Origin of the sequence: Streptomyces longisporus (assembly GCF_039532765.1) — a bacterium.
GTDB classification, from domain to species: domain Bacteria; phylum Actinomycetota; class Actinomycetes; order Streptomycetales; family Streptomycetaceae; genus Streptomyces; species Streptomyces longisporus.
Map to the genome: position 1 here is coordinate 222,946 of NZ_BAAASG010000002.1, position 24,965 is coordinate 247,910.

Consider the following 24,965-nt stretch of genomic DNA (forward strand, 5'->3'; position numbering starts at 1 on the left):
CCGATGAAGTACCTCGACGAATACCGCGATCCCGTCCTCGCCCGGCGGCTGCTGGACGAGCTGCGGCAGACCGCCACCCGGCCCTGGCGGATCATGGAGGTGTGCGGCGGGCAGACGCACACGCTGGTGCGCCAGGGCATCGACGAGCTGCTGCCCGCCGGGATGCGGATGATCCACGGGCCCGGCTGTCCGGTCTGCGTGACCCCGCTGGAGACGCTGGACCGGGCCATGGCGATCGCCGCCCGGCCCGGCGTGATCCTCACCAGCTTCGGCGACATGCTGCGCGTGCCCGGCACGGACACCGACCTGCTGTCGCTGCGGGCGCGGGGCGCGGACGTACGGGTGGTGTACGCCCCGATGGACGCGGTGCGCCTGGCCGCCGACCGGCCCGACCGGGAGGTGGTGTTCCTCGCGGTCGGCTTCGAGACGACCGCGCCGGCCAATGCGATGGCCGTACTGCATGCGGCCCACCTCGGGCTGACGAACTTCTCGATGCTGGTCAGCCATGTCCTCGTGCCGCCCGCCATGACGGCGCTGCTCGACGACCCCGACTGCGAGGTGCAGGCGTTCCTGGCGGCGGGGCATGTGTGCGCGGTCATGGGCTGGACCGAGTACGAGCCGATCGCCGCCCGCTACCGGGTGCCGATCGTGGTCACCGGCTTCGAGCCGCTGGACCTGCTCGAGGGCATCCTGATGGCCGTACGACAGCTGGAGGCCGGCCGGGCCGAGGTGGAGAACCAGTACGTGCGCGCCGTGCGCCGTTCCGGCAACACCGACGCCCAGGACGCCGTCCGGGCGGTCTTCCGGGTCACCGACCGCGCCTGGCGTGGTATCGGGGCACTGCCCGACAGCGGTCTCGAACTCGCCGAACAGTACCGGCAGTTCGACGCCGCCCACCGCTTCGACGTGGGCGGGCTGTGCCCCGTCGAGGACGCGGAGTGCATCGCGGGCGCCATCCTCACCGGGGCCAGGCTGCCCACCGACTGCGCCGCTTACGGCACCCGCTGCACCCCCCGCCACCCCCTGGGCGCGCCGATGGTGTCGTCCGAGGGCACCTGCGCCGCCTTCCACGCGGCCGGACGCACTGCGACGAGGAGCACGGCATGAGCATCCAGTGCCCCACCCCGAACCACGAGGACGAGGTCGTCCTGCTGGGCCACGGCGCCGGCGGACGCCTGACGGCGGAGCTGCTCGACCGGCTCGTCCTGCCCGCCGTGGGCGGCACGGGCCCTCTGGAGGATGCCGCGCTGCTGCCCGGCCATCCCGGCCTGGTGATGAGCACCGACAGCTTCGTCGTCAGCCCGCTGTCCTTCCCCGGCGGGGACATCGGCTCCCTCGCCGTGCACGGCACGGTCAACGACCTCGCCATGCGGGGCGCCCGGCCGCTCGCGCTGTCCGTGTCCCTCATCGTCGAGGAGGGCCTGCCCTTGGCCGAACTGCGCTCCGTCATGGCCTCCTTGGGCAAGGCGGCGCAGGACGTGGGCGTGCCCGTCATCACCGGGGACACCAAGGTCGTGGGCCGTGGTGCGGCCGACCGGCTGTTCATCAACACCACGGGCGTCGGGCAGCGGCACGAACTGCTATGCCCGTCGGCCGCGTCGGGCCGCCCGGGTGATGTGGTGCTGCTGTCGGGGCCGGTCGGGCTGCACGGGACGACCGTGCTCAGCACCCGGGAGGGGCTCGGCTTCGAGAGCGACATCGCCTCCGACACACGGCCGTTGCACCGGCTGGTCGGCGCCCTGGCGCCGCTGGGCGCCGCGATCCATGTGCTGCGCGACCCGACCAGGGGCGGGCTGGCCGCCGCACTGAACGAGATCGCCCGGGACTCGTCCGTCGCCGTGGAGATCGAGGAGAATGCCGTCCCGGTGCCGGAGGCGGTGGCCTCCGCCTGCGACCTGCTCGGGCTGGACCCTCTGGTCGTCGCCAACGAGGGCTGCCTGGTCGCCTTCGTCGACGCCGGCGCGGCCGAAGGGGCGCTGGCCGCCCTGCGGTCGCTGCCGGAGGGGGCGCAGGCGGTGCGGATCGGCGAGGTGCTGCGGGAGGGGCCGCGCGGGCGGGTCACCCTGCGGACGCTGGTCGGCGCCCGGCGCATCGTGGACATGCCGCTGGGCGAGCAGCTGCCCCGGATCTGCTGAGGCTAGGACCGGCCGGCGTCGTCGTGGACGAGGTTCGCGATGTGGGTGGTGACCGTGTCGAGGATGTCGGTCCAGGCCGACTCGTCGCCGAGGACGAGGTAGTTGAGCGTCAGACCGTCGGTCATGGCGGCCAGGTAGCGGGCCAGCACCGTTGCCGGGACCGCGAGTTGGAGATCCATGGTGCGGCGCAACCCGTCGATGAGCTCGGTGTAGGCGGCGCCGTAGAGCTCGTACTGCCGTCGCGCCAGGTGCTCGAAACCCGGCTCGCGCAGCGCGTACTGGGTGAGTTCGTAGGTGAGCATGTGCTCCTCGGGGTGGGAGCGGACGTGGTCCCAGTAGGCCTGGAAGCCGGCCCGGACGGTCTCCACGAGGGTGGCCCTGGGCCGAAGGGCCTGCTTCACCACGGTCACCGAGTGGTCGGTGAGGGCGGTGATGACGGCCTCGACCAGGGCCTGCTTGGAGTCGAAGCAGTAGTGGAAGACGCTCAGGGACACGCCCGCCTCGGCGGCGATGGACCGGGTCGTCGTCCTGGCGACGCCGTCCCGGGCCATCGCCCTGATCGCCGCTTCCGTCAGCTGTCTGCGCCGCTCGGCCGACGGCATGCGTGCCATGTGTGTCCTCGGGGGTGGTGAGGGACCTCAGGCGCTGTGGACGCCCACTTCGTACAGCGAGTATCCCCAGCCGGTGCCGCGCTGCAGGCCGTGGATGCGGACGTAGCGGGCCGGTGTGCCGGTGAAGCGCGCGGTGTCCAGGCCGCCGTCGCCGGAGGTGGTGGACCAGACGGTCTGCCATTCGGTGCCGTCGGTGGACAGTTCGATGCGGTACGACTTGCCGTAGGCGCGCTCCCAGGCCAGCGTGACCCGGCCGACCCGGTGGGTTGCGCCGAGGTCCACCTGCCACCACTGGTCGTCGCTCCAGTCGCTGGCCCAGCGGGTGCCGTCGTCACCGTCGACGACCCGGGCCGGCTGGTAGCTGGTGAACGGGTTCCACTCGGACGAACTGGCGGTGGCCGCCGCGCCCTTGGCGAGGTCGACCGACGCCTGGTGCTGCTCGGTCGCTCCCCAAGTGTCGAGGTAGGACTCGGCACCCCGCATCAGGTCGTTCACCACGCCCTGGCCGCCGTTGAGACGGATGTCCTCGATCCAGTCGGGGATCATGCCGACGTGGGCTGCGCCGTCGGTGTTGAAGTCGAAGGTGCGCTCACCGGTGGTCTGCCGGTCGATGACCGAGCCACCGTCGGCGCTCTTGAAGGGGTACGTAACCTTGTTCGGGGCGTCGGCGCCGCGCGGGGCCGGGTGGTCGCCGATGCCGTTGAAGTCGGTGCCGTAGCCGTAGCCCACGTGGTACTTGTCGCGCAGCGCCTTGGTGCGGGCGGCCTCCGCGACGAACCCCTGGGAGCCGTGCATGTACTGGGCGACGAAGCCGCCGAGGGAGTAGACGCGCTCCGTCCAGTTCAGGTCCATCCAGCTGTGCGAGGAGAGCACGCCGGGGTAGGACGCGGCCTCGAAGATGTCCAGTGCCTGGCCGACCGCCTTGACGCTCATGTGGTCGATCTCCAGCATCATCTTGCGTTTCATCATGCCGCGCACGGCGTAGGCGCCGAGGTCGGTGAGGCCGCGTTTGTTGCACTGGGCGTCGGAGTCGTACGAGGGGATGTCCACGCCCTTCGGCAGGTCCTTCGCCGCGGCGGAGGAGGCGGTGCCGATGGGGTTGTCGTGCTGGGGGCCGGTGCACTTCTCGGTCTGCCAGAAGGTGCCGGTGGACAGGAACTGGCCGACGTTGATGGCGGTTCCGAGGCCGCCCGAGTCGAAGCGGATGCCGCACAGGGCGTTGTCGAACTTGTGGCACAGGAACATCGAGCGCACCCCGAGCCCGTACAGCTCGTCGAGCCCCTTGTCGATGTCGGCCTTGCTGCACTGCGGGATGTCGAGGATCTGCTTGCAGCCGAACGGCTCGGAGGTCTCCACGCCGAGGACGACGGCCAGCTTGCCCTGCTTGATCACCTCACGGGCCTGTGCGCTGTCGGTGACGATGCGGAACCAGCCCTTGCCGGGGCCGCCGTACATCTTGTCGATGTAGTCCTGCAGTTGGTACGTGAGCTTCGCCTGCAGCCGGATGGAGGTCATCTCGTCGCAGCTGCGGTCCTTGAACGGGTAGACCGAGCAGATCATGCCGTTGGTGACGAGGTCGTTGACGAGCACCCGCTGCCCGCCGCGCCAGGCCCGCTCCAGCCAGGCGTAGTAGTTCGCCTGATGGGTCATCGAGTCGTACGCCGGCCAGTCCTTGAAGGTCGGCCAGCCGACCGGGTCGTGCCTGCCGTCGCCGCCGTGGGTGACGTAGTCGAAGACCGCGAGGGAGCCGTCGGGGTAGTGCTCGGGACAGTCCTTGAGCGCGTCGGCGACCCCGGCCTCGGAGAACACCTTCCCGCAGATCAACCGCCCGCCGAAGGCCTCGTTGGAGAACAGGTGGTTGTGCGCGTCGACGAATCCGCGTACGTCGCCCGCGGAATCGGTGCCGGTGAAGGGCTCACCGGTGACGTTGATCTGGGCGTCCGGGGCCGGGGGCGAGGCCGGGATCCACCAGTCGTCTGCGGCCGCGGAACTCGGCGTGGGGCCGAAGGTCAGGGTCAGGAGGAAGAGAAGCAGCGACAGCACGGTGACGTTCTTGCGTCTGCGGTACGAGCGTCGAGTCGGCGTCACGGCCCACGTCCCTCGGTCGGCGGGATCGCGCGGTTGACCAATCCATAAGGTTGTCATGACCCGCGCAAGACATGGGACGAGGATGGGTGCGGGCACCTACCGAGTCAAGAGTCCGGGACGCTTGACCTGATGGTGCGCGACTCGCGCCGGCCACGCGCCACGAGGCCGTGCCCCTCAGCTGCCCGCATCGCATTCCATGCGTCGGCCGCCGTTCAGCTCTTCGCCCCTTCCGCCACCAGTTCGCCGGCGACACGCGCCGACCATGCCTCGATCTCCGGGAAGTTGCGGAAGTCCCCACCTTTTCCGTTACGCACGATCATCTTGGCGATCCGGCCCTTGGCGCCCTCCTGCAGGCAGCCGCCGAAGGTGACATGTCCCCTGACGTCGAGCCGGGTCATCGCGCGGCGCACACCCGGCACGGGCGGGATGTCCCGCTCCGACGCCGAGGCGTCGAGCGGGCCGCTGCTGAAGAACCACAGCGGGCGCTCGGCCAGTGCGCGGCGGTGCCGGCGCACGAACCGGCGGGCGTCCTTGTGCCAGCGTCCGGCGTACAGCCCGCCGCCGACCACGACGGCGTCGTACCCCGTCAGGTCGACGACGGCCCCGGCCGGCAGTGCGGTGGCCGTCAGTCCCTCCTTGCGCAGGACCTCGGCCACGGCCTCGGCGATCTGCGCGGTCGATCCGTTCGTCGTTCCGTAGGCGACCAGTACGTTGCCCGGCATGGCGGTCCGCCTCCTCTCACAGCTTGCGCAGCCAGTTGTCGGCCACGCCGTGCAGGGCCTGCTCTTGGGGCTGGATCTTGGCGTCGTCCAGCCGGTAGGTGAGCTTGTCGACGACAGCGACGACTCCGTCGATCTGCCGGGTCATGGAGACGGCGATCTCCGTCTCGCTCTTGCGTTCCATCTGGCCGGATAGCGTGACCACGCCCTCCACCACCTGGACGTCGATGCTGCGCGGCGGCAGCCACAGCGCGTGCACCAGCACCTCTTCGACGACCTCGGTGCGGATGTCCGCGTCGGACCGCAGGAAGACCTGGAGCAGGTCGCGGCGGGTGACGATGCCGACCAGCCGGTGCTCCTCGTCGAGGACGGGCAGCCGCTCGATGTGGTGCTGCGCCATGGTGCGGGCCGCCTCGACGATGGTGTTGTCGGCGTGCACCGTCAGGGGCGGCTCGGTCATCAGCTGACCGGCCGTGCGCGCCCTGACCTTCGTGGCCCGCTGCCGGGACGCACGGGTCACCGAGGCCGGCCAGTGGCGCTTCTTCGGCTCGAACGGGTCCGGCGTCTCGGCCTGCCGGACCATGAGATCCGTCTCCGAGATGACACCGATGACCTTCTCGTCCTCGTCGACCACCGGCAGGCCGCTGATGCGGTGCTCGCCGAGCAGCCGTGCCACCTCTTTGAAGGGGGTGCCGTACGTCGCGCGGACGACGTCCGTGGTCATCACGGAGCCGACCTTGTTGTGCTTCATGACGTTCCTCCTCAGCGCAGGCGGCGCAGATACGGGTCGTGGGACGTGCGCGGCAGCAGGCGCACCCGTGCGTCGAGCACGGTCACTCCGCCCGGTGTCGCGAGTACGGGGTTGAAGTCGGCCTCGGCGAGCTGCGGCAGGTCGCTCGCCATCCGGGACAGGCGCAGCAGCAGCTGTTCGAGGCCTTCGAGGTCGACGGGCCGCGCACCGTTCGCGCCGAACAGGAGCGGAGCACAGCGCGGCGCCGTGATCAGGTCGTGCACGTCGTGGCCGGTGAGCGGGGCCAGACGGGCGGCGTGGTCGGCGAGCACCTCGGTGGCGGTGCCGCCGAGGCCGAACAGCACGAGCGGGCCGAAGACCTCGTCCTGGACGACACCTGCGAACAGTTCGGTGCCGCGGTCGGCGAGCGGCTGCAGCACCACGCCCGTCAGCAGGCCGGCGAACCGGGTCTCCAGGTCCCGGAAGGCGGCCCGCACTTGGGAGTCGCCGCGCAGGTCGAGATGGACGGCCTGTTCGGCGCTCTTGTGCAGCAGGCCCGGCCAGTGGCCCTTCATGACCACCCGGCCGTCGGCGCCGCGCAGCCGGTCCGCGGCGAGCACGGCGTCGTCCTCGGTCTCGGCCCAGGCCCACGGCAACTGGGGTATGCGGTAGCAGTCGAGGAGTGCGGCGCACTCCCGCGGACCCAGCCAGCCGCCGTCCGGGTGTGCGTCGAGGTAGATCGCGACGGCGGAGCGGGCGCGCGCCGTGTCGACGCCGTCGAGGGCCGGGACGGTCCCGGCGGGCCGGGCGAGCCATTCCGTGCGGCGCACGGCATGGGCCAGCGCCCGTGCCGCCGCCTGCGGTTCGGCGTACGACGGGATGGTGCCGCCGTCGGTCGTGGGCAGCAGCTCCACGGGCAGCGCCTGTTCGAGGCGTACGGCGACCACCGGCTTCGGCCGGGGTCCGGACGGCCGGGTCACGGCCCTTACGAGGTCGTCGCCGGTGGCCGCGGCCACCGCCGTGGGCACCAGGGCGACCAGGACGGCGTCGGCGTCGCCGTGTTGCATGAGGCGGTCCACGCACTGCGCGAGCTGGTCCTCCGTGACGGCCGCGGTGGCGTCGACGGGGTTTTGGGCGGCGGCGCCGTCGGGCAGCAGGGCGAGCAGGTCGTCGATCAGGTGCGGGGTGGGCGCGGGCACCGTCAGTCCGGCCTCGGCGCAGGCGTCCGCGGCGAGGACTCCGGCGCCGCCGGCGTTGGTGACGATCGCGATCCGGGGTCCGGCGGGCAGCGGCTGGGAGTGCAGCAGGGCCGCTGCGTCGAGGAGTTCGCCGACCGAACGGGTGGCGGTGATGCCGGCCTGGGTGAAGAGTGCTGCGCGGGTCATGGTGCGGGTGGCGGCCGCGGCGGTGTGCGAGGCGGCGGCGCGCCGGCCCGCTTCGGTGCGCCCCGCGTCGACGGTGAGCACGGGCATACGGCGCGCCACGCGGCGGGCGGTGTGGGAGAAGGCCCGGGGGTTGCCGAACGACTCCAGGTGCAGCAGCGCCAGGCGGGTGCGGCCGTCGCTCTCCCACCACTGGAGCATGTCGTTGCCGCTGACGTCGTACTTGTCACCGAGCGATGCGAAGGTCGACACGCCGATGCCCAGCCGGGACAGCCCGTCCAGGAGGGCGATGCCCACCCCGCCGGACTGCACGGCCACGCCCGCCGTGCCGGGGCGCGGATGGTTCGCGGCGAAGGTCGCGTCCAGGCTCAGCTCCGGGTCGGTGTTGGACAGGCCCAGGCAGTTGGGGCCGACCAGCCGCATGCCGTACGTGCGGCAGGCCGCCAGCAGGGCCTGCGCCTGGTCGGCGTCAAGCCCGGCGGTGACCACGAGCAGGGCCCGTACGCCCGCCTTGCCGCACTCCTCGGCGGTGGCGGGTACCGCGGCGGCGGGCACGGCGACGACGGCGAGGTCCGGGGTCCGGGGCAGGGCGCTGACCGAGGGGTGGCAGGGCACGCCGAGGAGGGAGGTCGCGGCCGGGTTCACCGCGAACATGCGGCGGGTGTAGCCGCCGGCCTTCAGATGGTGCAGGATCGCCCGGCCCACGGAGCCCGGTTTGCGCCCGGCCCCGATGACGGCGATCGCCTGCGGCCGCAGCAGGGGGCGCAGGCTGAGCACGTCGGCGGCCCGGCCGCGCTCCTCGACCGCCGAGAAGTAGGTGTCGTCCTCGTCGAGCGCGATGGTGCAGCGCACCTCGGGGCCCTCGAAGCGACGGCCGATGTGCAGGCCGAGGTCGGAGAAGAGCCGGAGCACCTCGCGGTTCTCGCTCAGCGCGTCGGCGGTGAACGACGTGATGCCCTCCGCGCGTGCGGCGGACACGAGGTGTTCGACGAGGAGGGTGCCGACGCCGCGGTGGTGCAGCCCGTCGGCGACGGCGATGGACATGTCGGCCTCGGTGCCGAGGCCGCCGGTGTCGTACTCGGCGAGACCGATCACCTGACCCGCCCGCTCGGCCAGCAGCGCGCGGTATCCGCGATGGGGCGCGGCACAGGCACGATCGGCGGCCATTTCGGCGGAACGCCGGCTGAGTCCGAAGAACCGCAACCGCAGGTTCTCCGGGGACATCTCCTCGTACAGCCCCTGTAGTTGCGCGTGGTCGGCAGCCACCGCGGGACGGATGCACACCATGGTGCCGTCCGCGAGCAGGGCGTGGACCGGGGGCGCGCTGGTCATGTGGTCCGTCATCGCGGTCTCCTCCAGGTTTCTCTCCACCTCGAGCGTCCAGCGGAGCGGGGCGGTGCCCCAGGGGCTGACCGGCGGTGATGAGGGGGCCGGTCGGCCCTCGGCTCACTTTCGGTCGCGTCGCAGGGGGCCATACGGGCCCCAGGGGCGCACCGTCCGGCCCTCCCTCGCCGGTCGTGCGGCGGCCAGCCTTGAGGGTGGCAGGCACATGTGCGGCATTCGCCGTGCCGACACCGGAGGTGCGCCATGACCGGACCCGTCGTCGTCGGAGTCGACGGCTCTCCCGCGAGCGTGACGGCCGCGTGGTGGGCGGCGCGTGAGGCCGTGGACCGGCACCTGCCCCTGCTGCTGCTGCACTCGTGGACCACCCAGCCGCTCGACGTGCCCGTCGCGCAGGAGACCCTCGGCAAGCAGCGCTACGGAGGGCTGGTGCTGCAGCGGACCGAGGCCGAGCTGCTGCACCGGTACGCCGACCTCTCCCTGGTCACGGAACTGGTTTCGGAGTCCGCCTCGAAGGCTCTCGTGGACGCGGGCGAGACCGCGACGCTCCTGGTGCTCGGCTCGCGCAGCCACGGCTCTCTGGCAGGCTTCCTGCTCGGCTCGGTCAGCCTGCACGTCCTGGGCCTGGCCCAGTGCCCCGCCGTGACCGTGCGGGCCGGCGATCCCGCCGTGGAGGACGGCTGGGGAAACCCGGCGGCGATCGGCCGGAAGGAGGTCGTCGTCGGCGTCCAGGAACCTTCTCCGGCCGCCGATCCGCTGCTGGAGTTCGCCTTCACGACAGCCGAGTTGCGCGGAGCCAGGGTGCGCGCGGTCCGCGCACTGTCGTCGTCGCTGGTGACGCATCCGCACGCGTCCCACGCCGGGGAGAGCTACGAGGCCGACGAACGCACACGGCTCGCCGCCGACCTCGCGCCGTGGCAGGAGAAGTTCCCGGGCGTCGAGGTCGTCCACCACGTCGCCCGGGGTTCCGCGTCCCAGGTTCTGCTGGCGGCGTCCGCGCGCAGCAGGCTCACCGTGGTGGGCCGCCGGCGCCATCCCTCGCCGCTCACCTGGAAGCTCGGCCCGGTGGCGCACGCGGCCCTGCACCACCTCCCGTGCCCCGTCGCCGTGATACCGCACGACTGACCCGCGCCGGCCGCCCGATCGAGGCTTGTCATGGACCGAAGCACCATGGGGAAACAGCAGCAGCGCCGACTGCTCGGGGCGCCGGGGCTCGAACCCGTCCTGCTGGCCGTGACGGCGGCGGCACTCGTCGCGGGCGGCATCGGCCGGCTCGCCGGGGCTGCCGGTCTCGCCGACCTGTGCTGGGCTCTGGGCACCGTCGCCGCCGTGGGCCCGGCGCTCGGCTGGGTGCTGGCCGACCTGCGGCGCGGCCACGCCGGTGTCGACGTGATCGCCGTGCTGGCGCTCGGCGGCACCCTGCTGGTGCACGAGTACCTGGCCGGAGCGCTCATCGCGTTGATGCTCGCCACCGGCCGCACCCTCGAGGCGGCGGCGCAGCGGCGCGCCTCCCGTGATCTGCGGGCCCTGCTGGAACGTGCCCCGCGTACCGCGCGGCTGCTCACCGACGACGGGGTGAGCACGGTCCCGTCGGCGCAGGTCGCCGTCGGTGACCTGCTGGTCGTCGGGCCCGGCGAGGTGGTTCCCGTCGACGGCCGGGTGGCCGGGGAGGAGGCCGTGCTGGACGAGTCCGCGCTGACCGGCGAGCCGCTCAGCGTGCGGCGTGTGCAGGGCGAGTCGGTGCGCAGCGGGGTGGTCAACGCGGGCGGTGCCTTCGAACTGCGCGCCACCGCGACCGAGCAGGACAGCACCTACGCGGGGATCGTGCGGCTGGCCCGGCAGGCGGGCGCGGAGTCGGCTCCCGTGGTGCGGCTGGCCGACCGCTATGCGGCCTGGTTCCTGCCGCTGTCCCTGGCGGTCGCCGGGCTGGCCTGGCTGCTGAGCGGTTCCGCGGTGCGGGCGGTGGCGGTGCTGGTGGTGGCAACACCATGTCCGCTGCTGCTGGCGGCGCCGGTGGCCGTCGTCTCGGGTCTGTCCCGGGCCTCCCGCCTCGGGGTGGTGATCCGCGACGGAGGGGCTCTGGAGAACCTCGGCCGGGCCCGGACGCTGCTGCTCGACAAGACGGGCACCCTCACGGCCGGCCGCCCCCGCGTTCTCGACGTGGTCGCCGCGCCGCGCTGGCAGCCGGCCCAGGTGCTGCGGCTGGCGGCCTCCCTCGACCAGTACTCCCCGCACGTCCTGGCCGAGGCCGTGGTGGACGCGGCCCGCGAGCGGGGGCTTCGGCTGTCCGTGCCCGAGGACGTGTCGGAGGAGCCGGGCCGCGGTGCGACCGGCATCGTGGCCGGGCGGCGGATGACGATCGGCCGCCGCGGCGGAGCTGCCGAACTGCCCGCCTGGACCCGGGCGGTGGACAACCGGGCGGTCCTGGACGGGGCGGCCGTGGCCTGGCTCTGCGTGGACGGCAGCCCCGTCGGCGCCGTGCTCCTGCGCGATCCCCTGCGCCCGGACGCACCGCGCACCCTGCGCCGCCTGCGCGCGGCCGGGATCGAACGGCTCGTGATGCTGACCGGCGACCGTGCCGAGCCCGCGCGCGAGGTGGGTGCCGTCCTCGGCCTCGACGACGTACGGGCCGGGCTCGCGCCGGCCGACAAGGTCACCGCGGTGCGCGCCGAGCACGAGCGTGCCGTCACCGTGATGGTCGGCGACGGAGTCAACGACGCCCCCGCCCTCGCGGCCGCCGACATCGGCGTGGCGATGGGCGCCCGGGGCTCCACGGCATCCTCGGAGGCCGCCGACATCGTCCTGACCACCGACCGGGTGGACCGCCTGGCCGACGCCGTCGCCATCGCCGTACGGGCCCGGCGCATCGCCGTGCAGAGCGCGCTCGGCGGCATGGTGCTGTCCCTGGCCGCCATGGTCGCGGCCGCCTTCGGCCTGCTGGTGCCGGCCGTGGGTGCGCTGCTGCAGGAGGGCATCGATGTCGCGGTGATCCTCAACGCGCTGCGCGTGCTGCGCGACGACCGGCGGGGCCGGCCGCTGCTCACGCCCTCGGCCGAGGCCCTCATCCACCGGTTCGCCGCGGAACACGACGACCTGCAGGACGTCCTGGACGCCGTACGCGATGCCGCGGACCGGTTGTCGGACGGGGCGGGCCCGCAGTCCCTCGCCTCGGTGGGCGAAGTGCACCGGCTGCTCACCGAGCGTCTGCTGCCGCACGAGTACGCCGAGGAGCACCAGTTGTACCCCGCGCTCGCCCCCACCCTCGGCGGGCCCGAGGCGACCGTCACCATGAGCCGGGCGCACGCGGAGATCGCACGACTCGCCCGCCGCATCGCCACCCATCTGGAACTGGCCCGCCGCGACGGCTCCCTGTCGCCGGAACAGCTCGACGACCTGCGGGCCTGCCTCTACGGCCTGCACACCGTGCTGCGCCTGCACTTCACGCAGGAGGAGGAGAGCTACTTCTCCCTCGCGCCCTGAGGGCCCCTGGGGGCCACGCTCTTCGAGGAGACGACATGACCGATCCCCCGCGAAACCCGGACACCGCGCGGCTGGTCCTCGACTGCGCCCATCTCGTACGGCGGTTCGGTGACCGCACGGCCGTCGACGACGTGAGCCTGCGCATCGCGCCGGGCGAGACATACGGGCTGCTCGGCCCCAACGGCGCGGGCAAGACGACGACGATCCGGATGGTCTGCGGCCTGCTGCGCCCCGACGCCGGGAGCGTGCGTGTGGCCGGCCGTCCGGTGAGCACCGCGGCCGGGCCCGCCAAGCAGCTGATCGGCTTCGTCCCGCAGGACGTGGCGCTCTATGCGGACCTCAGCGTCCGCGAGAACCTGCGTTTCTTCGGCCGGCTCTACCGGCTGCCGCGCCGCCGGCTGGAGCGGCGCGTCGACGAGGTGCTGGACCTCGTCGACCTGGCCCCCCGGGCGGGCGACCGCGTCGAGTCGCTGTCGGGCGGCATGCGCAGGCGCCTCAACATCGGTGCGGGGCTGGTGCATTCGCCGACCCTGCTGGTACTCGACGAGCCCACCGTGGGCGTCGACCCGCAGAGCCGGCACGCGATCCTGGAGAGCGTCACCCGCTTCGGCGAGGAGGGCATGGCCGTCCTCTACACCACGCACTACATGGAGGAGGCCGAGCGGCTGTGCCACCGGGTCGGCATCATCGACCGCGGCCGACTGATCGCCGAAGGCAGCCCCCGTGAACTGGTGCAGCTGGTGGCCGAGCGCGACCGGGTCCGGCTCACCGCCGTCGGAGGTCTGTCGGCGTACGCGGAGGCCTGCCGCCGACTGCCCCGGGTCGAGGGCGTGGCGCGCGGCGGCGATCGCGGCGACGTGGTCGAGCTGGTCGTCAAGGACGCCCGGAGCCTGCTGCCGGACCTGCTCGACCTCGCCCACCGGCAGGCCGTCGGCATCCGCAGTGTGGAGATCGACGAGCCCGACCTGGAGGCGGTGTTCCTCCATCTGACCGGCACCGCGCTGAGGGAGTGAGCCGCCATGCGGGTAGTCCTCGCCATCGCCGCCAAGGACCTGCGACAGCGGCTGCGCGACCGGTCGGCCTGGGTGATCGTGTTCCTGGCGCCGGTGCTGATCTCCGCGCTGATGGCCCTGGCGTTCAACAACAACGACACGTTCCGCGCGAACCTCGGCGTGGTGGATCTGGACCGGGGCCCGGCCGCCGCCGGGCTCACCGAGGTGCTGAAGAGCCCGGAGCTTCGAGGAACCGTCCACGTGCGCTCGTACGGCGCCGAGGCCGCTGCCCGGCGGGCGGTGGACTCGGGCGACGTGCACGCCGCGATCGTCGTGCCGCAGGGGTTCACCGCGTCGCTGCACGGCGGGACCGCCGCTCCGGTGCGGGTCCTGGACAGCGTCGACTACGGCCTGCAGGCGCAGCTCGCGCGGGCGGTCACCGAGTCGTACGTCGCCCAGGTCAACGCCGACCGGCTCTCGGTCGCCACGGCGGTCGCGGCGGGCGCCCCGCACGGTGACATCCCCCACCTGGCCGCGAAGGCGGCCCTGTTGAGGCTGCCGGAGCAGATCAGGGCACAGGGTCTGCCCGACGACCCGTTGAAGGTGATCAGCTACTTCGGGCCGAGCATGGGCATGTTCTTCGTGCTGTTCACGGTCGGTTTCGCGGCGCGCGGCTACTTCGTCGAGCAGCAGCAGGGCACCCTCGCCCGGATCGCCGCGGCGCCCGTGGGGCGGGGTGCACTGCTGATCGGCAAGTCGGTCTCGACGTTCGTCTACAGCCTGGCCGGTCTCGCCACCGTGACGCTCGTGTCCTGGCTCGCCTTCGACGCCGAGTGGGCCGATCCGCTGGGGGTCGCGGCGCTCAGCGTGGCCATGGCGGTGTCCGTGGTGTGCCTGACGGCGCTGGTCATCGCCGTCGTGCGCACCGAGCAGCAGGCCCAGGGGCTCGCCTCGGTCCTGGTCTTCGCGCTCGTCCTGCTCGGCGGCAACTTCGTCTTCGCCTCCGGTTCGACCCCACTGATCCGCCGCCTTGCCCTGTTCACGCCCAACGGCTGGGCCCTGCGCGGTTTCACCGACCTGGGCACCGGGGTGCGCGGCTGGGACGCGGTCGGCGCCCCGCTGCTCGGCATCGCCCTGTTCTCGGCGGCCGTGACCGCGCTGACGGTGCTGCTCCTTCGGCTGAGGAGGACGTGATGACCGCGCTCGCCGTGACCCGGGCCACCCTCACGCGGGTGCTGCGCGACCGTACGGCGCTGTTCTTCATGGTGCTGCTCCCGGTGGCGATCATCGTCGTCATCGGTGTCACCGTCAGCGGCTTCGACAGGTTCCGGATCGGACTCGTGCCGGCCGCGCAAGCGGGCCCGGTGGCACAGGAGTTGACGGCGGATCTGCGGGATGCGCCCGGGCTGCGTACGCGCACCTACGACACCGCGTCCGACGCGCGCACCGCGCTGCGCCGCGCCGAGCTGGACGCGGTCGTCGTCGTGCCGTCCGGGCTCGACGCGCAGGTACGGGCGGGGCACTCGGTCACCGTACGGGTCCTGGTGGAGCCCTCGGGCAGTGCCGGGCACTCGGCCGTGACCTCGGTGTCGGCCGTGGTGGCCGGGCACGCGGCACGCCTGCAGGCCGCCCGATTCGCCCAGGACGAGACCGGCGGCTCCTTCGGCGGTGCCCTCGTGCTCGCCCACGAAGCGGAACGAGGCTCGACCCCCATCGCCGTACGGGCCGAGACCGTCAACGGTGAGAGCGACTATCTGCCGCTGGGGTACAGCTACAGCACGCCGACCATGCTGGTGCTTTTCGTTTTCATCAACGCCCTGGGGGGCGGCGCGGCCATCGTGCAGACCCGCCGGACCGGCGTGTACGCCCGGGCGCTCGCGGCGCCGGTCGCCGCCCGCACCCTGGTGTTCGGGGAGACGGTCGCCTATCTGCTGCTGGCCGTCCTGCAGTCCCTGCTGATCGTCGGTATCGGGGCGTTGGCCTTCGACGTCGCCTGGGGTGATCCGCTCGCCGCCGGGGCGCTGATCGCCGTGTGGGCGCTGGTCGGCACCGGCGCCGGGGTGCTGGCCGGGGCCGTGTTCCGTACGCCGGAGCAGGTGCACGCGATCGGGCCGGCACTCGGCATCGGGATGGGCATGCTGGGCGGCTGCATGTGGCCGCTGGCGCTGGTGCCCGGCTGGCTGCGCGCCGCTGGCCATTCCGTGCCGCATGCCTGGGCCGTCGACGCGTGGACGACGCTGCTGTCCCGGAACGGGGACCTGTCGGCGATCATGCGGGACCTGGCGGTCCTCGCGGGCTTCGCGGTGGTGCTCCTCACCTGCGCGTCACTCGCCCTGCGGCACCGGCTGACCGCCGGCGCCGGAGTGTGACCGACCGGCTCCCACATCGGTCCGGCCGGCCTGCAATGGCGGCAACTGCCCCTTGGTGTACTGGCGTGCTGAGCCTGGACGCTCCCGACTGACCTGGGACGGGTGGGCAAGGGCCCCTGCCCGCCGGAGTGGATCGCCGGTGTCCGGGTCGGTGTGCGCCCGAGAGTGCCGGTCGTTTCGTCGCACTCGTCATCGTCCTGCTCCCGGGCGGACGGTTTCCCGACGCCCGCCCGGGCCACCCAGCGTGGGCGTACTCGACCCTGCCCCTGCTGACGGCACCGGCCTCCCCGCCTCCCACCGCGGGCGTGACGCATGCGGAGACCGCCCGGCCGACGCGAAGGGCCGCCCATGTTGCGGGAAGACGGTCGCCGAGCAGTGCGTGGTGCGGCAGTGGGCGGGCCACCCGGCCACGCCGGAGGTGCCGACGGCCGAAACGGAGCGCCGCCCTTCGGTGGTCATCAGGTCCGCGGCACACGCGGTCCCGGGGCGGCCCGCCACCGTAGTGGAACCGGTCATGCAGGGGCGCCGTGGGCCCGTAAAGGGCCCGTCTCGTCGGCCTCCCTCCCGTACCACGGGACCATCGGCTCTGTTCCCGCCGCGCAGAAGTGGGCCGAAAGGCCACTTGTCGGAGGCCGTCGGCCCAAGCGGAGCAAGGGGTGCGCCGCCTAACGTCCGGATCCGACCGCAGCGACAAGGTCCTCTTCCCGCTGCTGTCCGCCACGGTCCTGCTGGGCATCTCCGCCACCGCCGCGCACAACGTCTTCGGCGGCGGCTACGACTACCGGGAGACCGTGTCGGTCTGGTTCCGCGGCGTCTTCACCCTTCAGCCGCACCCGGCGGCCGTCGCCGACGCCCCGCTGCTCTTCCAGCTGCACGCCGTGACCGCCTGTCTGCTCTTCGCGGCCTGGCCGTTCACCCGCCTCGTCCACGTGTGGAGCGTGCCTTTCGGCTACCTCTTTCGCCCGTACCTGGTCTACCGACGCCGGGCAGCCACACCGGCACCTGTCGTGGACCACACCCCGGCGTCCGAGGCGCCCGTCCGACGCGCTGCTTGAATCGGGTCGGCGACTGGCACTTGTCGGCCTCCCACGCGCTGCCGGTTGTGTCCTGCGCATGCTGCCCCGCGAACCCCTCGGCGTACACCCGACGCTGACCGGGCCCCCGCGCCCGGTCCCTCAGCTGCCGCCGGCAGCCGTACGCCGCCGTACAGGTCTTACGGGGCGTCCGTCTTGCGAGAGCCCGTCGAGTCGCTTCGCAACGGCATGTGCTCCTGCTCCAGCTGTCCCGCTTCCTTCTCCAGTGCCCCGGCGGTGGCGTTGGTCCCGGCCCGGATCCGGTTGCGGGCCAACACACCGAGGGCTATGGCCCCGGACGCATAGGCGCACATCAACACCCCTGCCGCTTTCCCTCTCGGCAGAACCGACTCGACAGCCCGCAGCAGTGCCTCGTGGGCCGCGCCCAGGGCGAGTACGCCACAGGTGCCCGCCCCGGCGAGCAGCAGTCCGCCTGTTCCGAACCTGCGGAGCGCGGTCACCGCCTCGTCCTGGATCGCCCTGACCTCCCGACGGGCCAGTTCAGCGGTGTCCTCGGCCAGCCGGGCCGCGGCATCCCCCATACGGCCGCCGGCCGACTCCGTGTTGTCACCTCGCGCGCGCATCGTCCTCTCCTGTCCGTCACTCATCTGCGGGGCTTCCCCGTGGTGGTGCCGGTTCCGGCGTCACGCCTCGGCAAGTGCCGCCACCCGGGCCAGCGCATCCCCCCGGAACAGACCACGGCCCTGGGCGATTCTGAGGTCCCGGGCCGCGCCGTCCGTCGTCAGTCTCCTGAGCGCCCTCAGCAGGGCGGTGCCGTCCGGGGCCGTCTCCGAGACACCGAGCGCCGCCATCCGTCGTACACCGTCCGCACCATGGCCGGGCAGCGGGCGGTGACCCACCACCGGCAGCCCGGAGGCGAGAGCCTGTACGGCGGTCTGACCGGCGGCGTTGTCGACCATGACGCGGGCCGCGCGCAACAGGCCGGGCATGTCGGTGACCCAGCCCAGGACGAGCGTGCCCGGCACCCGTGCCATGCGGGCGCGCAGGCGCTCATTGCGGCCGCACAGCACGACGGGGAGATAACCGGCGGCGCTCAGCAGCCGAGCGGTCTCGTCCAGTCCCGAGGCGGCGCCCCATGCTCCGGCGGACAGCAGAACCGGCGTGCGCCCGGGGCCGTACCACTCGAAGCGCTGTCGCCACGTCGCGGCGCTGGCGGCCGGCCTGAAGAAGTCGGGCGCCACGACCGGGCCGGTCGTCTCGACGGGGACGGCTGTGCTCCCTCGCACCGCCCGCGCGGCGTCGTCGGTCACGCAGAGGTACAGGTCGTTGCCGGGATGGAGCCACTGCCGGTGCACGGCGAAGTCGGTCACGAAGACGGCGCTCGGCTGCCGCAGCCTTCCGAGGGCTCTCAGGTGGCCGGTCAGCTGCGCGGCCAGGTGGAAGACGGAGACCACCACATCGGGGCCCGTGTGTTCCACCGATTCCGTCAGACGGCTGCTCGCCAGGCGGGCCAGGGGGACACCGTTGGGACGATGCCCGGTGCCGGGGCGCAGCAGCGCCTGGTAGAGGCCGCCGTACGCCCAGGGGTAGTGCCGTATGGACGACTGGTAGAAGAGGCGCAGCCCGCTTCCCAGACCGAGCGGCAACAGTCGCAGGACGTCCAGGACATGCGCGTCATGACCCTGCTCCCGGGCGCGACGGGCGAGTTCCCGGGCCACCGTGTCGTGGCCGGCTCCCATGCTCGCGCTGATGATCAGCAGCCGCAGCGGGCCGCCCGCCCGTGTCATGGGCCGGCGCGGTACCGGCGAGGGTGAGTGCACGGCGTAGGGGGTCTCCCTGCGCGGCGCCGGTGAAACGCCCTCACCGAATGTTTCGGCGGCCCGGACCCTGGTAACTCTGGAGTAGCCTTCCCCGCCGAACGCCGGGAGCGCCGCGGTCGGCTGCTTCTCGCGCGTTCACCCCTCGCTGCCGAGGATCCGCCCATGTCTCACGCTCCCTCCCGTGCCGGGACGGCCGAGGTTTCGCGAACGCGCACGTCGTTCCCGCAGTCCTCGCCGGCACCCGGATCCCCGGCCGACGGGGTCAAGCACTCGGGCACGGCGCTCGTGACGGGCGCCTCCTCGGGTATCGGTGCCGCGGTGGCCCGTCGGCTGGCCGCCGAAGGGTGGAGGCTCGTTCTCAACGGGCGCGATGTGGCGCGCCTCGAGCAGGTCGCGGGGCCGACCGGAGCGCGGGCCTTTCCCAGGGATCTCACCCTGCCCGGCGCCGAACGGCAGTTGGCCCGGTTCGCCCTGACCGAGGCCGGGCGAGTGGATCTGCTGGTGGCCGGCGCAGGCATCGGCTGGGCCGGGGACTTCATCACCATGCCCGAGTCCGCCCTCGATGAGGTCGTCGAGGTCGATCTGCTGGCCACGCTCCGTCTGGTACGGCAGTTCGTGCCGCACATGGTGGAGGCGGGGTCCGGACGTGTGGTGCTCCTCGGGTCCCTGGCAGGGGCGGTAGGAGTGCGGGGTGAGGCCGTGTACTCGGCGGCAAAGGCAGCGCTGGGCACCTTCGCCGACGCCCTGCGCTATGAACTGCGCGGCACCGGCGTGGAGATCAGTCATGTGGTGCCCGGTGTCGTGGACACCCCCTTCTTCGAGCGGCGCGGCACCCCTTACCGGCGGTCGCGCCCCAGGCCGGTACCGCCCGAGCGAGTGGCGGACGCCGTGTGGACCGCGGTCTCCCGAGGGCGGGACGAGATCTACGTTCCCGGCTGGCTGCGTCTGCCCGTCCGGGTGCGCGGCGCGGCACCGGCCCTGTACCGGCGGCTCGCCGCCGCGTTCGGCTGAACGGTGACAGCGCGTGCTCACCGTCGTCCTGGCTCTGCTGGCGGCGCTGTCCAACGCCTCGGCCTCCGTGCTGCAGCGGCGCGCCGCGACCGATGAACCGGAAGGGGGGACCGGTCTTCGGCAGGCCGTGCGCTGGCTCGGGCATGTGCTGCGGCGGCCCCACTGGTTGGCCGGTACGACGCTGCTCGCCCTGTCCACCGTTCTGCAGGCGGCCGCCCTGGGCACGGGCGGTCTGTCCCTGGTCCAGCCGCTGCTCGCCGCGGAGTTGCTGTTCACCCTTGTCGTCGGCAGCGTGGTCTTCCATCGCCGTCCGGACATCAGGACCTGGCTTGCGTTCGCCGCCCTTGCCGCCGGGCTGGCGATGTTCCTGGCGGCAGCCGCCCCCGCCTCCGGCCGGTCCACCGCCTCCGCGGGTCGCTGGCTGCCGCTCGCCGGGGTGCTGCCGGCGGCCGTGGCCGGGCTGGCAGTGGCCGCCCGCGCGGTGCGGGGCGCGCCCCGCGCGGCCCTGTTGGGGCTGGCGTCCGCCATCTCCTTCGCCGCGACCGCCGCACTGCTCAAAGAGGTGACCGGCAGCGTTCAGAACGGGCTGGGCGCCGTGTTCACGACATGGCATCCGTACGCCACCGCGGCGACGGGAGTCGTCGGGTTCTTGTTGCTGCAGAGCGCGTTCCGGGCCGGGACGCTCGCCGCGTCCCAACCCACCCTCACCGTCGGTGACGCGTTGACGAGCGTGGCGCTGGGGTGGTTCCTGTTCGGAGAGCAGATCGAACTCGGCGTGCGGATCGCACCCGAGGTGGTCGGCGTGGTGCTCATGGGAGCGGGCAGCATCGGGCTGGCGCGTGCCCCGTCGGTCGCCGGCGGCTGGGACACGGCGTCGGGTGCGCGGGACGGCCCGGGTACCGATCCGCAAAGACCGGTACCTCAGGAATCCTGACCCGGCGCAGCAACCGTCACCACGAAGGAGTCGACGTCGATGCCCGGTTCTCCCGGCTCCTCGCCCGCCCGGCGCGGGGCAGCAGCGCTGGCTCCTCTCGCGACCGTCGCCGCGGCGCACATCGCCCCGGCCGCCACCTGGCTGCCCGTGGTCCGCCGCCTCGGCCTCACCCGCCTGGCAGGCGTCGGCCGCCCCGACCACGTCGCCCTCACGTTCGACGACGGGCCCGACCCCGCCTCCACCCCCTCCTTCCTCGAGGCACTGGACTCCCTCGGGATCCGGGCGACCTTTTTCGTGCTGGGCGACAGCGTGGTACGGCATCCCGCCCTGGCCCAGGAGACCGTCCGCCGTGGGCACGAACTGGCCGTGCACGGCTGGAGTCACAACCGTCCCTGGTTTCCCGACCCGGCAGGCGACGTACGCGCCCTGCGCCGCGCGATCGGCGCCCTCCGCGACGTGACGGGCCGCCGCCCCCTCTGGTACCGCCCGCCCTACGGCATCCTCACGTCCGGGCGCTGGGCGGCCGCCCACGCGGCAGGTCTGCGGACGGTCCTGTGGACGGCCTGGGGCCGGGACTGGACGACACGGGCCACCCCCGAGTCGGTGCGCTCGACCGTCATGGCCGATCTCCGTGGCGGCGGCACCGTCCTCCTGCACGACACGGACCGCATGTCGGCCCCCGGCTGCTGGCGTGCCGCACTCGGCGCCCTGCCCGCCATCGTGTCCGGTTGCCGCGAGGCCGGCCTGTCGATCGGCCCGCTCGCCGAGCACGGGACAGCGCTCGCCGCACGCGGCTGAGCTGAGCGAGGCGCAAGGCAGCCGCTGCGGCCGCAGCGTCCCGCGACGGCAGCTGCGAAGCCCGCCGGCTTGATGCCGAGCCCGCCGTCCCGGATGTCCAGCGCCCGGACCGGCTGGCGGCCGGCGGCGAAGTACTGCTTGGGGTCGGTGACCACGTGCTCCAGTGGCGTCGCCGCCTTGGCGCCGGTGGCAGTGAGCGAGGACGCTGTCTCCAGCGCGAAGACCATGAGGCCCCGCACCCACCGCCGATGTGCGCCCCAGCAGTCACGAAGACAACTCCCGGCATCACGCGTTCGATTTCAGTAGCGTGGGGGGATGAGAACACGCGGGGGGAGGCTCGCAGTCGTAGCGAGCCTGGCAGTGAGCGCGGCCCTGGTACTGGGCGGCTGCGGCACGATCAGAGCAGGGGACACCGACGCGAGCGGCCCGAGTGCGGCAGAGCTCGGGTTCAAGGAGTATGCGGGCGCGGTGGACTACCCGTCGGTGACCGGTCCGCACGACAAGGGGTACGTGGCACCCCGCGAGGGACTGCGGCAACTTGTGCCGCTGGGCAACTGCGTCCTGGGCGAGGGGACGTTCGCCAACGGGTACCGCTACGTGAACGTCAACTGGGCTGGCTCCCATGGCTGTACGAGGCTCTCGATCACTCCGAAGCCTGGCGCCGCAGACGAAAGCGACGTGCCGTACTCCATGCGCAGCGGCTGGCTCGGGGGCGGTCTGCCGGGCGCCGTGGTGGTGCCGTGGGGCGACGGTTCGCTGATCGGGGTCGGCGCCACGTTGACCCGCCGGGGACCGGACGGAGAGCAGGTCCGGCTCGCCACGCTGCCGCTGACGTTCAACAGCCGCCCCGAGCAGGAGACCGCGGACGACGCCACGGTGAACACCGCCGTGAAGGTGGGTTCGCTCCTGCTGATCGGCGGCGGCCAGACCGTCGACCAGGTCGAGTCTCCGTACGTGTTCGCGTCCGACGACGCGGGCAAGACCGTGCGTCGCGTGTCGCTGCCGCCGATCGACGGCCGGCAACCGTCCACACCCGTGGGTGACTTCGGCGTCAACGGCAGGGAGGTCGTCGCCTTCGGCGCGGCAGCCACCAACGCCTACGACTTCCACTCCACGGGCACGATCCCGTTCTGGCGCAGCGCGGACGGCGGCGCGCACTGGACGTCCGGCCACATCACCGGGACGCCACCGGGCACACAGGTGCACCGCGTCCTGCACGTGTCGGGCCGCTGGTTCGCCGTCGGCGGCCATGCCAAGGCCGGTGCCTTCTACGACTCCCTCCCGCTGGTTCTCACCAGCCGGGACGGCAACCACTGGACCCGGACGGACACCTCGCCCATGGGCACCGGCGAGATCACGGCCGCGACCGTCGACTCAGCGGGCCACCCGGTCCTGGTCGGCTCGGCTCCCCGGCCCAAGACCAATCCGAACACCCGCACAGTGCTGTGCAGTTCCGTCTGGGTCGGCAACGGGACGACCAAGGGCTGGAAACGCGGCAGCCTCGGCTGCGGCGAGGACCCCCCGAGCGCGGCGGTCACCCTCAAGGACGGGCGGGTGCTGATCGCCGGCAACCGGGACCTCTGGCTCTCCCGAAGCCCGGCCGCGCGACCTGGCCATGGGTCTTGATGTCTCCTCGCGGCAGGCGGGCACGGCCGAGTCGGGCCGCACACCCGTTGTCGTAGCCCTGTGGTGAGGTGAGGTCAGGCGACGGGGAGAACGAGAGGCGGAGGGGACAATGGGTGAGCGTACGGCGTGGCGGCCGTTCCTGGAGCAGTGGAGCGCGGAGTGGATCGCCGGGCACGACCCGGACAAGGACGCACCGCTCGCGCCGGAGGTCGTGCGTGACGTGTGGCTCGGGTTCGCGCCGGCGAGTGAGGCCGAGGTCACCGCGGCCGAGGCCCGACTGGGGCGCCGACTGCCGCCTTCGCTGCGGGAGTTCCTACTGGTCACCAACGGGTGGCGGGACGCGGGCAACTTCATCTACCGGCTGGCGGGCACCGCGGAGCTGGAATGGCTGAGGGACACCGACGACCGCACCTGGACAGAGATCTGGGAAGACCTCGCGGAGGACGACGGCGAGGAGGACGAGGACGGCGAGGAGGCGTTCGGCGTTCAGGAGGCGAAGGTCCTCGCCCGCTCCCTGCGCCTGTCCCTCGAGGGTGACGCGGCGGTCATGCTGCTCGACCCGGAGGACGTGGACGAGGACGGCGAGTGGGCGGCGTACTGGCTCGCCTCCTGGTCCGGCGAGGGACCGGAGCGGTACGGCTCCTTCCACGACCTCATGCACCGACAGTGGGTGTCCTTCCACGCCCTGCGCAAGCCGCCGGGCGCCACCCGGGATCACTGGGACGCCAAGGTCGAGCAGGCCAGATGCGAGGCGCTGGCCGGGGCAGTCGACGGACCGCTGGCGGTGTTCGCCCAGGCGCACGAGTACGGGCGGGACCGGGCAGATGTGCTGAGCATGCAGATGAAGGCGATGCTCGGCGACTGGCGCGGCCAGATCGCGAACCTGATGTGGTACCGCCCGGGGCACGACGACCTCCTGTTCAGTCCTCTGTTCGCCGCGGAACTCCTGCCGCTCCTGGTCCGGCAGGACCAGCTCGCGCACCCCCACGACCTGCGGCCCCTGCCACGGCTCAAGGAGCACGCGCCCGAACCCGTGCGGGCACTCGTCGCCGACTACGAGGCCCGCGCGGCCGAGCCGGGCTTCCGGCTCACGTTCGGGGGGTCCGAGTTCGACGCGGCCGTGCACGCTGTCGCCGACCGCCTCGCCGGGCATCCGGCCTTCCACGCGCCGGACGAACCGCCGATCCGCACGGGGCCGATCGTCGTCACCCTGTATGCAGGCGGCGACCCGCGGCCCCAACCCCACCCACTGTCCGACCCGGCCGAGCTCCGCAAGGCCCGCACGGACCTGTGTGACGAAGCCTGGCCCGAACTCCGGGCAGCGCTGCGCCTGTGGCACCCGGTGTGCGAGGACCATATCGCCCCGATATCCCTGTTCGCCGACCCGGTCCTGGCCCAGCTGATCACCCCGGACCGCGGCCGCGACATCCTGGCCACGCCCCGAGGCACCGGCCCCGGCGCCCACTAGGCCGGCAGGACAGCAACGCCGTACGGGGCCGGAGTACTCGCGTGAGACCATCCGTCCATGAGCAGCGATCTGGAAGTAAGTGCTCTGGCGATCAATGTCGTGATCCCGCACGCTTTCCGCTGGACGGACACGCGACGCGGTGAAGAGTTCACGCTGACCACACTCAACGTCCGGCTTCTTCCGGGAGGTCACCTCGCCGTGAAAGCCTACGGCAGACCAACCGGTGGTGGTCGGGGCGCATACGTCTCGTTCCCCGTGCCGGACAAACCCGAACTGGCGTCCCTGGTCTCCGATGCCGCCAGCCGGGCCGGGGTGTTGTGGGCCGCCCATCGTGGTCTCGGCTGATCTCGGGGCGCAGATTGGGCCGTGAGGGCGTGATGTGGCGCTGCGGCAATGGCGTGGGCGTCGGATCCGCTGGAGGCGGGCA

20 protein-coding genes and 1 pseudogene are annotated in these 24,965 nt (G+C 72.7%); 14 read left to right on the plus strand and 7 right to left on the minus strand.

The features are described from left to right. The first annotated feature begins 3 nt into the window (after positions 1 to 3). Positions 4 to 1,107, plus strand: coding sequence for a hydrogenase formation protein HypD (gene hypD, locus ABD355_RS02580; protein WP_344398356.1), 1,104 nt, complete (start codon positions 4 to 6; stop codon positions 1,105 to 1,107). Then, positions 1,104 to 2,135, plus strand: a complete 1,032-nt coding sequence (hypE, locus tag ABD355_RS02585; RefSeq protein WP_344398357.1) for a hydrogenase expression/formation protein HypE — start codon at positions 1,104 to 1,106, stop codon at positions 2,133 to 2,135. The genes hypD and hypE overlap by 4 nt, the downstream gene beginning before the upstream one ends. Positions 2,136 to 2,137: 2 nt before the next feature. Here hypE and ABD355_RS02590 read toward each other — a convergent pair whose 3' ends face one another. The 5 genes from ABD355_RS02590 to ABD355_RS02610 all read right to left on the minus strand — a co-directional run bounded on the left by ABD355_RS02590 (position 2,138) and on the right by ABD355_RS02610 (position 9,009). Beyond that, the gene (locus tag ABD355_RS02590) at positions 2,138 to 2,746 is read right to left on the minus strand and encodes a TetR/AcrR family transcriptional regulator (RefSeq protein WP_344398358.1); all 609 of its coding nucleotides are present in this window, start codon (positions 2,744 to 2,746) and stop codon (positions 2,138 to 2,140) included. 27 nt (positions 2,747 to 2,773) lie between these two features. Further along, positions 2,774 to 4,834, minus strand: a complete 2,061-nt coding sequence (locus tag ABD355_RS02595; protein WP_344398359.1) for a galactose-binding domain-containing protein — start codon at positions 4,832 to 4,834, stop codon at positions 2,774 to 2,776. A 212-nt stretch (positions 4,835 to 5,046) separates the two neighbouring features. Next, the gene (locus tag ABD355_RS02600; protein ID WP_344398361.1) at positions 5,047 to 5,556 is read right to left on the minus strand and encodes a flavodoxin domain-containing protein; all 510 of its coding nucleotides are present in this window, start codon (positions 5,554 to 5,556) and stop codon (positions 5,047 to 5,049) included. A gap of 16 nt (positions 5,557 to 5,572) precedes the next feature. After that, positions 5,573 to 6,304: a CBS domain-containing protein gene (locus ABD355_RS02605; protein WP_344398362.1), complete on the minus strand. Its 732-nt coding sequence runs from the start codon at positions 6,302 to 6,304 to the stop codon at positions 5,573 to 5,575. Between the two features lie 11 nt (positions 6,305 to 6,315). After that, on the minus strand, positions 6,316 to 9,009 hold the full coding sequence (locus ABD355_RS02610) for a bifunctional acetate--CoA ligase family protein/GNAT family N-acetyltransferase (protein WP_344398363.1): 2,694 nt from the start codon (positions 9,007 to 9,009) through the stop codon (positions 6,316 to 6,318). 243 nt (positions 9,010 to 9,252) lie between these two features. Between ABD355_RS02610 and ABD355_RS02615 the strand changes: the two genes are divergently transcribed. From ABD355_RS02615 to ABD355_RS02640, 6 genes and pseudogenes are all read left to right on the plus strand, one after another. Then, on the plus strand, positions 9,253 to 10,131 hold the full coding sequence (locus tag ABD355_RS02615; protein WP_344398364.1) for a universal stress protein: 879 nt from the start codon (positions 9,253 to 9,255) through the stop codon (positions 10,129 to 10,131). Between the two features lie 30 nt (positions 10,132 to 10,161). Then, a complete protein-coding gene (locus ABD355_RS02620; protein WP_344398365.1) occupies positions 10,162 to 12,486 on the plus strand; it encodes a heavy metal translocating P-type ATPase in 2,325 nt (774 codons plus the stop codon). A 35-nt stretch (positions 12,487 to 12,521) separates the two neighbouring features. Further along, positions 12,522 to 13,499: an ABC transporter ATP-binding protein gene (locus ABD355_RS02625; protein ID WP_344398366.1), complete on the plus strand. Its 978-nt coding sequence runs from the start codon at positions 12,522 to 12,524 to the stop codon at positions 13,497 to 13,499. 6 nt (positions 13,500 to 13,505) lie between these two features. Continuing rightward, positions 13,506 to 14,672, plus strand: a complete 1,167-nt coding sequence (locus tag ABD355_RS02630) for an ABC transporter permease (protein ID WP_344398367.1) — start codon at positions 13,506 to 13,508, stop codon at positions 14,670 to 14,672. Beyond that, a complete protein-coding gene (locus ABD355_RS02635; RefSeq protein ID WP_344398368.1) occupies positions 14,672 to 15,847 on the plus strand; it encodes an ABC transporter permease in 1,176 nt (391 codons plus the stop codon). Before ABD355_RS02630 ends, ABD355_RS02635 begins: the two co-directional genes overlap by 1 nt. Positions 15,848 to 16,506: 659 nt before the next feature. Next, a pseudogene (locus tag ABD355_RS02640) lies at positions 16,507 to 16,902 on the plus strand (respiratory nitrate reductase subunit gamma); the annotation flags it as partial. A 158-nt stretch (positions 16,903 to 17,060) separates the two neighbouring features. Here ABD355_RS02640 and ABD355_RS02645 read toward each other — a convergent pair. Both ABD355_RS02645 and ABD355_RS02650 read right to left on the minus strand, forming a co-directional pair. Next, positions 17,061 to 17,504, minus strand: coding sequence for a phage holin family protein (locus ABD355_RS02645; RefSeq protein ID WP_344398370.1), 444 nt, complete (start codon positions 17,502 to 17,504; stop codon positions 17,061 to 17,063). 60 nt (positions 17,505 to 17,564) lie between these two features. Then, on the minus strand, positions 17,565 to 18,668 hold the full coding sequence (locus ABD355_RS02650) for an MGDG synthase family glycosyltransferase (protein WP_344398371.1): 1,104 nt from the start codon (positions 18,666 to 18,668) through the stop codon (positions 17,565 to 17,567). A gap of 195 nt (positions 18,669 to 18,863) precedes the next feature. On the opposite strand from ABD355_RS02650, the gene ABD355_RS02655 reads away from it, so the two are divergent. From ABD355_RS02655 to ABD355_RS02680, 6 genes are all read left to right on the plus strand, one after another. Further along, entirely contained in the window at positions 18,864 to 19,712 is an 849-nt protein-coding gene (locus ABD355_RS02655; RefSeq protein WP_344398372.1) for an SDR family NAD(P)-dependent oxidoreductase, read from the plus strand. A gap of 13 nt (positions 19,713 to 19,725) precedes the next feature. Then, on the plus strand, positions 19,726 to 20,646 hold the full coding sequence (locus ABD355_RS02660) for a DMT family transporter (protein ID WP_344398373.1): 921 nt from the start codon (positions 19,726 to 19,728) through the stop codon (positions 20,644 to 20,646). A gap of 39 nt (positions 20,647 to 20,685) precedes the next feature. Continuing rightward, positions 20,686 to 21,444, plus strand: coding sequence for a polysaccharide deacetylase family protein (locus ABD355_RS02665; protein ID WP_344398374.1), 759 nt, complete (start codon positions 20,686 to 20,688; stop codon positions 21,442 to 21,444). Between the two features lie 315 nt (positions 21,445 to 21,759). After that, positions 21,760 to 23,070, plus strand: a complete 1,311-nt coding sequence (locus ABD355_RS02670; protein ID WP_344398375.1) for a beta propeller repeat protein — start codon at positions 21,760 to 21,762, stop codon at positions 23,068 to 23,070. A gap of 109 nt (positions 23,071 to 23,179) precedes the next feature. Further along, a complete protein-coding gene (locus tag ABD355_RS02675; RefSeq protein WP_344398376.1) occupies positions 23,180 to 24,538 on the plus strand; it encodes an SMI1/KNR4 family protein in 1,359 nt (452 codons plus the stop codon). A 57-nt stretch (positions 24,539 to 24,595) separates the two neighbouring features. Continuing rightward, positions 24,596 to 24,883, plus strand: coding sequence for a hypothetical protein (locus ABD355_RS02680; RefSeq protein ID WP_344398377.1), 288 nt, complete (start codon positions 24,596 to 24,598; stop codon positions 24,881 to 24,883). The last annotated feature ends 82 nt before the right edge of the window (positions 24,884 to 24,965 follow it).

Coding starts and splice junctions, on each gene's coding strand:
- ABD355_RS02625 (WP_344398366.1), top strand. CDS start 12,522: ATGACCGATCCCCCGCGAAACCCGGACACCGCGCGGCTGGTCCTCGAC.
- hypD (WP_344398356.1), top strand. CDS start 4: ATGAAGTACCTCGACGAATACCGCGATCCCGTCCTCGCCCGGCGGCTG.
- ABD355_RS02635 (WP_344398368.1), top strand. CDS start 14,672: ATGACCGCGCTCGCCGTGACCCGGGCCACCCTCACGCGGGTGCTGCGC.
- ABD355_RS02655 (WP_344398372.1), top strand. CDS start 18,864: ATGTCTCACGCTCCCTCCCGTGCCGGGACGGCCGAGGTTTCGCGAACG.
- hypE (WP_344398357.1), top strand. CDS start 1,104: ATGAGCATCCAGTGCCCCACCCCGAACCACGAGGACGAGGTCGTCCTG.
- ABD355_RS02600 (WP_344398361.1), bottom strand. CDS start 5,556: ATGCCGGGCAACGTACTGGTCGCCTACGGAACGACGAACGGATCGACC.
- ABD355_RS02620 (WP_344398365.1), top strand. CDS start 10,162: ATGGACCGAAGCACCATGGGGAAACAGCAGCAGCGCCGACTGCTCGGG.
- ABD355_RS02630 (WP_344398367.1), top strand. CDS start 13,506: ATGCGGGTAGTCCTCGCCATCGCCGCCAAGGACCTGCGACAGCGGCTG.
- ABD355_RS02680 (WP_344398377.1), top strand. CDS start 24,596: ATGAGCAGCGATCTGGAAGTAAGTGCTCTGGCGATCAATGTCGTGATC.
- ABD355_RS02590 (WP_344398358.1), bottom strand. CDS start 2,746: ATGGCACGCATGCCGTCGGCCGAGCGGCGCAGACAGCTGACGGAAGCG.
- ABD355_RS02650 (WP_344398371.1), bottom strand. CDS start 18,668: ATGACACGGGCGGGCGGCCCGCTGCGGCTGCTGATCATCAGCGCGAGC.
- ABD355_RS02610 (WP_344398363.1), bottom strand. CDS start 9,009: ATGACGGACCACATGACCAGCGCGCCCCCGGTCCACGCCCTGCTCGCG.
- ABD355_RS02665 (WP_344398374.1), top strand. CDS start 20,686: ATGCCCGGTTCTCCCGGCTCCTCGCCCGCCCGGCGCGGGGCAGCAGCG.
- ABD355_RS02675 (WP_344398376.1), top strand. CDS start 23,180: ATGGGTGAGCGTACGGCGTGGCGGCCGTTCCTGGAGCAGTGGAGCGCG.
- ABD355_RS02605 (WP_344398362.1), bottom strand. CDS start 6,304: ATGAAGCACAACAAGGTCGGCTCCGTGATGACCACGGACGTCGTCCGC.
- ABD355_RS02670 (WP_344398375.1), top strand. CDS start 21,760: ATGAGAACACGCGGGGGGAGGCTCGCAGTCGTAGCGAGCCTGGCAGTG.
- ABD355_RS02645 (WP_344398370.1), bottom strand. CDS start 17,504: ATGCGCGCGCGAGGTGACAACACGGAGTCGGCCGGCGGCCGTATGGGG.
- ABD355_RS02615 (WP_344398364.1), top strand. CDS start 9,253: ATGACCGGACCCGTCGTCGTCGGAGTCGACGGCTCTCCCGCGAGCGTG.